The following is a 7,889-nucleotide window of genomic DNA, read 5'->3' on the forward strand; positions in this document are numbered from 1 at the left end:
CTAAGTAGTGAGTAGTTCACTTCATTAAGTGCCTAATACTATAACCGATAGATTAAAAACCGTTCATAAGAACTTTTCTCGTATAGATGTGGTAATTTAATCTCTTTTACCAATTCAAAAGCTGTTTCATCTTCTAAAAAGTAAACGTAGTCTTCATATCCGTAATATAGGATAAGCTCAATATCCCGCTTCGCTTCTTCCACCGAAAGCAAAATATGATGAACAATTTTCCGAAAGATTTGGATCGAAAATGGATTAAAGAAGTAAAAGCGATTATCTGTAGGTTTTATGGAATATTCCTCTGCTAAACAACAATGGAACTGAATTCTATTTGCTTTTTGTTTTGTCTGCTTCGTGTATCCTTCCAGATTATGAATTGCATCATGGTAAAACCGCTCATTCATTTCAATTCCTGTAACTGCTGCACGATAGAAATAATGAATATAAAAATTTAGCCTGCCTTTTCCACAACCAAAATCCACAATGTGATCGTTAGACGTCACTTCATATTGTTCAAATAACGTTTCCAATGCCTGATAAGGTGTTGGCTCATATGGATAATAATGATACGCATTGTTAATCGGTTGGAACGCATCTTTTCTCGTGTTGATATTTAATAATTTATCATAATAAAATTCTTGCATGGATATTCCCCTTTAAATAGTAGACTGTTTTCTAAAAGAATGTTGTTAATTACACTATTGATATAAAATGCGCAACAATAAGTGCTTTGTTGATTTCCTCTCCAGGCAGCCAGTACGCGCACCTTAGGGCACGGCCTCAGCCTCCAAAGAAGCAAAGAGCGCTTCTTCTGGAGTCTTCGGACACGTGCTTTTCCCGCAGGAGTCGACTGGCTGCCCTCCGCTCCAATCAACCACATACTAGCAATAATATTATTAGTAAGTTGAATAGCGCAATCCTAGTGGAGGCAATACACGTAGACTGTGGGAGGAAAGGCATCGGTGAGACTACGTAGTGCGTTAGCACGGAGGAGGCTCACCAGCCGCCCACGGAAAGCGAAGTGTATTGCCGGAACGGTAGGACATGTATTTTCTCAACTTACTGCGCATTTTCTATCAATTGTGAAGAATAAAAAGCAACTAACATGATGAAAACAGCTAAATAGTAAACTACAATGGAAAAAATATAGGAATGATAATCATCATTACAATAAACATAACAAATTGAAGGGGTACCCCTATCTTTACAAAGTCAAAGAAGGTATATCCTCCAGCTGTCATTACTAAAGCATTGGTAGGAGATGCTACTGGTGTTGCAAAAGACATGCCTGCACCAACCGCTACCGCAATTAAAAATGTGTACGGATTTGCATCCATCGAAATGGCTGCATTCATTGCAATTGGTGCAAATAATACAGCAGTAGCCGTGTTACTAATGAATTGTCCAAAAACCATTGTAAGTAAATATACCCCACAAAGGACACCCATTACACCAAAGCCACCTAACAACTCAATAATTCCATTTGAAATGATTTCCATGCCGCCAGTCTTTTCCAGGGCCGTCGCAATGGGAAGCATAGCAGCAATTAATACGATACTCTCCATATTCATTTCACTATAGGCATCATCCATGTTACGTAAGCACCCAGTAACGATCATTAATACCGCACCGATTAATACAGAGATTACTGCCGGAAATACTTCAAATATCATGAACAATACCATTAATAGCATAATAGCCCCTGCCACTGGTGCCTTTCCAGTAGCATATACTTTTGCAGCGCTTTCCTTTGGTTGCCCAATTACGACTACATCTTTCGTCTCCTTAGAAAGTAGCTCAATTTCATCCCATGCTCCCTGTACTAACAACGCATCTGCAAAACGTAAACGCTCTGTTGACATATTTTCTAAAACAAAGTCACCCTTTCGATTGATTCCGATAACATTTAAATTATACTTTTCTCGAAATGCTATATCACGAAGGGTTTTATTAATAAAGGCAGAGTGTGGGGTTAAAAGCACTTCTGCTACTCCAAGTTGTTTTGAAACCAACGCTTCTGCTTTTGATTCTTCTTCCGCAATTAATAAGCTGTATTCTTGTGAAAATCTCTCAATTTTGTCAAACGATCCTTGGACGGACAACACATCGTTCTCCTGGATAACACTATCTGGACCAGCCATTTCCTGATAGGTAATTGCAAGCCTGTGTATCCCCTCTTTCGACCCTCGTTCAATTTTTAAGATTAATACGTGATAGTTGGCAGGAATTTTTAAATCTGCTAATGGCTTTCCAACCATCTTTGACCAACTTGTGACTTTTACTTTAAATAAACTGTCACCTAGGTGATAATCCTTTGCTATCTGGTCTGGAGAAAGCTGATACGAGTCATTCCTATTGCTAAGGCTTTTATTATCCGGCAATAATGACCTTTGCGTAAAAAACAAATAGATCATACCTACTATAATTGCAATAATACCGATTGGCGTAATTTCGAAAAAGCCAAGCTTTTCGTAGCCATTATCAACTAGCATTTGGCTAATAATCAAGTTAGGTGGTGAAGCGATTAATGTTAATAACCCTGACAGACTACCAACATAGGAAAGTGGAATTAAATACTTTGACGGACTGCTTCCCATGCTGATTGCAACACTTATTACGATTGGAAGCATTAGAGCCACCGTACCAGTATTACTCATAAATGCACCTACACAAGCAACAATAATAAGCAATAGAAAGAATAACTTCTTCTCACTGTTCCCAGCCCATTGTAGCAAGAGATTACCAGCCATCTGTGCTAACCCCGTTCTTAGAATACCTGCCCCTACAACAAACAGTCCTGCAATCATAATAACAACAGAATTTGATAATCCAGCAAGTGCCTCCGTAGAATCTAATACCCCTGTAACAACGAGAGCAAGTAGTGCCATTAAAGCTACTAAGTCTGTCCGAATTCGGCTAAACATAAATAAAATAATAGTTAGGATAAGAATGGTAAATGTAATAAACAAACCGATTCTCCTTTAAGCTTTTTTTCTGATTTAAAGTTCTACTATTAATCTCTGTTCAAAGAGAAGGACTATCCTCTAAATTCTTTAATTCTGATAATTAGCGTATGATATTATTATATACTAATTATTAGAAATAAAGTGGGGCAAGATGATGAAAAGGATCCAAACCGTATCACTAATTGCCCTTGCAAAACTTAAACACGTGCTAGGTGAGAATTGAATTTTAAGTTGTTGCAGATAGAAATTGAGTACAGCGATATGAGAAAACAGCTTTTACCATTAACACCAAAGTACAACGTTTCAACTATAAATCTTTCTTTATTAAACGGGATTTCAAATGAAGCGGAAATCTATTTTGGTGAAAGAGATAAATCTATATCTGAAAAGGTTGGTGTACATATAACAGAAGCAGAGCACTTCGCTGGAAGAGCAAGTAAACTAGGAAAGATATATAGCGTACCACCCTATTAATAATCAACTTTATACTATGATCACATCATTGGGGAAATGGCAATGATAGAAAGATAGTAATGGAAAGTCAACCAAGTAGTAAATCGAAAATTGCTTGGTTGACTTTTTTACCCCTGTAAAGGGTTTTATATTCTAAAAAAGGTTAATAATAATTTTACAAGAATAAAAGAGGAAACTCTTATGCTGGAATTGAATTTTAACCTTAAAGCATAAAGGGCTATTATATCGAAAGACGTAAATGCTACCCAATATTTCTCGCTTCATTTATCGACACATATCGACATTTCCCGACAAGTGACAGGCACCTAGAATTAAAATTGTTTCATCGTATTTGTACATAATGAATATACTTTAATAAAGTTAATTGTTACATTACTCTTGTTAAAAGGAAGGGAAAAATGTCAAAACTTAAAGTATTGAATTATACCTTTCAGAACCTAAGCCAAAAGAACATGTCTTTCGAACAGGTCTTCCAGCATATCATGCAATTTATGAGGAATGACCCCAACGGAAATTACCGCCTCATGTTCGGAACCGATTCACAAGTTCACAGCTATTACACAAGGTTTATTACTGGCATTGTCATTCAACGTGAGAAAAAAGGTGTTTGGGCATGTATTCGGAAAACTGTTGTTCCTAGAAAAATGACAAATCTTCATGAGCGTATATCTTATGAAACTACTTTAACGGAAGAAGTGGTTTCGATGTTCTCTGATGAAAGGAAAAATCAACTAATTGATATTGTATTACCAAATATTTATAAAGGGGCATCGCTTGCAATTGAGGGGCATATTGACATTGGATCAGGAAACAGAAATAAAACAAGTATTTTTGTTAACGAAATGGTAGCAAGAATGGAGTCTTTAGGCGTAGAACCAAAAATAAAACCGGATTCATTTGTCGCTAGTAGTTATGCGAATAGATATACAAAATAGACATTACAGCAGTAGCTGTATTCAGTTTTTAGAAGGTGATGGAATCATCATCTTCTTTTTTATCTTTTCTTTACTTCTCTTTGGCATTAAGCAATCCTATCATATATAATTTAGCTATATACATAGAGCTAGGTTAGGAAAGGAGCCTGTTTTTGAGAAAAATTTTCACTACAAAACGTATTGTTATAGGGATTATCTTAATAATCGTTGCATTAATTCTTTACTTTTACTCTACTGCATTTATGCCATTTATTTTAGCAATCATTACCGCCTTCATCCTTGAACCAATTGTTAAGCTAGCACAGAAATATTTAGGATTCAAAAAAAGATTTCCAGCTGTAGTTACTGCCTTTATTCTTTTCATAGCTTTCATTTCATTTTTAGCTTACATATCTATTACACGTTTAGTAAATGAAACCATTCAATTTGCTGCAAAATTACCTTATTACATCGTTGAGTTAAATATAATCTTTGAAAAGCTCCTTGACAGGTTTAATGAAACAGTCGCAGGACTACCTCCCCGTTTTATCGAGGAGATGGAAAAGCAAATCACAGCACTATTCGAATGGGCAACAGACTTAACCCAGGATATAATCCCTTTGTTAGCAGGCTGGGCTCAAGGAATACCAAATATGATTTTTATTATAATCGTTTATTTAATCGCGCTATTCCTAATCAGCTTAGATTTACCTAAATATAAAGAAGCATTCTTTGCGCGATTCGAAAAGGAAAATGCTGAAAAAGTTAAATATATGCTACAGCGGTCAACAAGATTTTTCGTAGGCTTCTTTAAGGCTCAATTCTTAGTGAGTATCCTTATCTTTATTGTTACCTATATCGGATTATTAATTATCTCTCCAGGAAATGCATTATTAATGGCATTGATTATCTGGTTTATTGACTTTGTTCCTTTCATCGGTTCCATCGTTATTCTGGCACCTTGGGGATTATTCGAGTTAGTTAGTGGAAGTACGGATACCGGTGTTCAATTGTTAATACTCGCTGCTATTCTCCTTATTATCAGAAGAACGGTCGAGCCAAAGGTAATGGGTGACCAAATCGGATTACCAGCATTACCGACACTAGCAGGCATATGGCTAGGACTATATTTCTTTGGTGTCATTGGGCTAATTATTGGACCGTTAACAATTATCGCAATATATTCTGCTAAAGAAGCTGGTATTATTAAATTAGATTTCAAAATTTAATGGAGGAAAATGGCTAGATACAAACGTAGCCATTTTCCTCCATTATTTTGATTTTATCTTTATAAAGCATCTTCCCCAATATTAATCTCAGAATAATATAGAAGTTGTATTTGATAATTAACATTTCCATAAGATATATCTATTGCCATTTACGTTAGATTCTGTTATTATTTCCAACTAACGAACGGTCGTCAGTTAGAAAGGGGATTTATTATGTCTTCCGAAAAAATAAAGAAAGCTGCAATATATTACTTTGCAATAAATGGCTATGAGGGTACCTCTTTATCCCAAATTGCAGAAAAGGTAGGAATTAAAAAGCAATCTATCTATTCTCATTTTAATGGCAAGGATGATCTATTCCTTCAGGTTATGAACGATGCGCTTAATCAAGAAATATGTGATTTAAATACAAAAATAAAACAGTACCCAAAATCTTTAAAAGAAACCTTATATGATTTGCTTCAGGACCTAATGATGCGATATGAAAATAATGTGTATATGAAATTTTGGTTACGTATGTCCTTTTATCCACCAGGGCATCTGTTTGATGAAATAAATACCGCTTTTTATCAATATGAAAGAGAACAAAAGCAGCTTTTTCTCCCCCTATTTAAAAGTGCAATAAAGGATAATGTATTGAAGAAAAAGAATCCAGAACACCTAGTTATTGCTTTTATTTCATTGCTTAATGCCATAACGGTAGAGCTTGTGTATGGTGGAGTGGAACGAGCAAAGGAAGTTGTAGATCCGTCATGGGAAGTTTTTTGGGACGGAATTGCACTGGCAACTGAAGGAGCGAAGGAATAATGACGACCAATCAAACAGATTTCCTAGATACTGAGCCGGTCGGTCGTATCTTTATGAAATATCTAATTCCATCGTTAATTGGAATGATGATTATGGCACTAAATATTGTGATCGATGGAGTAATGGTCGGAAATCGACTAGGAGAGGTAGCATTAGCTGGAGTAGGCATTGCGTCACCAGTCTACACCATTTTTGTGGCAATGTCACTTTGGATAGGGATGGGTGGTGCGACGTTGTTCTCCCAAGCGATAGGTGCACGGGACGTAAAACGAGCACAGTTTACTTTTACACATTCCATTGTACTCATTGCTCTATTTACCATTGTTATCGGTTTAACAGCTTTTATCTTTCAAGAACAACTTACGTATGTACTTGGTGCAAATGAAGAAACATTTCCATTTGCCAACGATTATTTGAAAGTAATGCTCTTCTTTGGTTTTATCTTAACGATAGAAAATGCATTAAGTACATTTATACGCAATGACCAAAATCCAAACTTAGCAATGATTGCCTTAGTTGTTACCGCTATTTTAAACATTGTTATTAATTACTACATTTTATATGTGCTTCATTTAGGTGTAGCAGCCGTTGCTCTGGGAACAATTATCGCTGCTGCTATTGGTGTACTCGTTCTGTGTACGCATTTTCTTAGAAAAGGAAATCAACTACGATTTGTTCGAATACGGTTTAACAAATCGATATTTAAAAGTACCATGAGTATCGGTTTTCCAAGTTTCTTATCGGAATTGGGAATCTCTGTTTTTACAATCGCTTATAATATAAGCCTTGCACGTATCGCGGGAACAGCAGGTGTAGCAGCTTTCTCTGTTCTAAATTATGTGCACAGTGTTATGCTAATGATATTTCTTGGGATGGGATCGGCAGTACAGCCTCTTATTAGCTATTATTATGGCGCAAGAAAACAAGTGCGAATAAGAAAGACAATGAGAATAGCATTAATTGTTGCAAGTATTTCTGGAATTTCCGCATTTGTAATTGGTCAGCTTGGAGCGAGACAGATTGTAGGTATCTTTGGAGATTTTGATGAAGAAGTAGTAAACATCGCAATTACAGGAATCCGCCTATTTTTCATCGCATACCTCTTTATGGGGATCAATTTTATCATGATGAGTTATTTTCAATCTATTGCACAAATTAAGATGGCAACTTGGATTACCGCTTCAAGAGAAATTATCTTTATGATGATATTTATTCTTATTCTCCCGTTATTATTTGGAATACAGGGTGTATGGCTTTCTATACCACTTGCTGAGTTTATTGTTTTGGTAACCATTTTTCTTTATGTACGGAGAAATCGGGATTTTATGACAAACTTTACTCGTTCTAATTAACTAAATCTTTATATGAAAGCTTACTAATAAAGTAGGGAAACCATTCTCATGGCTTCCCCCTTATCAAACCGTACGTGCCCTATTAAGGCATACGGCTTACCCATATGTTACAATGATTATCAAGAGGATGCGTTCCAGGCATTTTGC

The 7,889-nt window shown here is 36.0% G+C and carries 7 protein-coding genes; 5 read left to right on the forward strand and 2 right to left on the reverse strand.

Features of this window, described 5'->3' with window-relative positions; all coding sequences use genetic code 11:
* Window positions 1-38 precede the first annotated feature (38 nt).
* The gene (locus tag D8M05_RS15625) at window positions 39-644 is read right to left on the reverse strand and encodes a methyltransferase (RefSeq protein WP_121133451.1); all 606 of its coding nucleotides are present in this window, start codon (window positions 642-644) and stop codon (window positions 39-41) included.
* A 486-nt stretch (window positions 645-1,130) separates the two neighbouring features.
* Window positions 1,131-2,924, reverse strand: coding sequence for an SLC13 family permease (locus D8M05_RS15630; protein WP_183072824.1), 1,794 nt, complete (start codon window positions 2,922-2,924; stop codon window positions 1,131-1,133).
* Between the two features lie 303 nt (window positions 2,925-3,227).
* On the opposite strand from D8M05_RS15630, the gene D8M05_RS15635 reads away from it, so the two are divergent.
* The 5 genes from D8M05_RS15635 to D8M05_RS15655 all read left to right on the forward strand — a co-directional run bounded on the left by D8M05_RS15635 (window position 3,228) and on the right by D8M05_RS15655 (window position 7,742).
* Window positions 3,228-3,440 carry a hypothetical protein gene (locus tag D8M05_RS15635; protein WP_121133455.1) on the forward strand — a complete coding sequence of 71 codons (213 nt, stop codon included), beginning with the start codon at window positions 3,228-3,230 and terminating at the stop codon, window positions 3,438-3,440.
* A 398-nt stretch (window positions 3,441-3,838) separates the two neighbouring features.
* Window positions 3,839-4,375 carry a ribonuclease H-like YkuK family protein gene (locus tag D8M05_RS15640; RefSeq protein WP_121133457.1) on the forward strand — a complete coding sequence of 179 codons (537 nt, stop codon included), beginning with the start codon at window positions 3,839-3,841 and terminating at the stop codon, window positions 4,373-4,375.
* A 152-nt stretch (window positions 4,376-4,527) separates the two neighbouring features.
* Complete coding sequence (ytvI, locus tag D8M05_RS15645) at window positions 4,528-5,583, forward strand: sporulation integral membrane protein YtvI (protein WP_121133459.1); 1,056 nt, start codon at window positions 4,528-4,530, stop codon at window positions 5,581-5,583.
* A gap of 213 nt (window positions 5,584-5,796) precedes the next feature.
* A complete protein-coding gene (locus D8M05_RS15650; RefSeq protein ID WP_121133461.1) occupies window positions 5,797-6,390 on the forward strand; it encodes a TetR/AcrR family transcriptional regulator in 594 nt (197 codons plus the stop codon).
* Window positions 6,390-7,742: an MATE family efflux transporter gene (locus D8M05_RS15655; RefSeq protein WP_121133463.1), complete on the forward strand. Its 1,353-nt coding sequence runs from the start codon at window positions 6,390-6,392 to the stop codon at window positions 7,740-7,742. Before D8M05_RS15650 ends, D8M05_RS15655 begins: the two co-directional genes overlap by 1 nt.
* Window positions 7,743-7,889 lie beyond the last annotated feature (147 nt).

The organism is Oceanobacillus bengalensis (genome assembly GCF_003628445.1).
GTDB lineage: Bacteria > Bacillota > Bacilli > Bacillales > Amphibacillaceae > Oceanobacillus > Oceanobacillus bengalensis.

What these genes read in the sequence shown, in the direction of transcription:
- D8M05_RS15635 (WP_121133455.1), top strand. Translation starts at nt 3,228, where the DNA reads ATGAGAAAACAGCTTTTACCATTAACACCAAAGTACAACGTTTCAACT.
- D8M05_RS15655 (WP_121133463.1), top strand. Translation starts at nt 6,390, where the DNA reads ATGACGACCAATCAAACAGATTTCCTAGATACTGAGCCGGTCGGTCGT.
- D8M05_RS15640 (WP_121133457.1), top strand. Translation starts at nt 3,839, where the DNA reads ATGTCAAAACTTAAAGTATTGAATTATACCTTTCAGAACCTAAGCCAA.
- D8M05_RS15650 (WP_121133461.1), top strand. Translation starts at nt 5,797, where the DNA reads ATGTCTTCCGAAAAAATAAAGAAAGCTGCAATATATTACTTTGCAATA.
- D8M05_RS15630 (WP_183072824.1), bottom strand. Translation starts at nt 2,924, where the DNA reads ATGTTTAGCCGAATTCGGACAGACTTAGTAGCTTTAATGGCACTACTT.
- D8M05_RS15625 (WP_121133451.1), bottom strand. Translation starts at nt 644, where the DNA reads ATGCAAGAATTTTATTATGATAAATTATTAAATATCAACACGAGAAAA.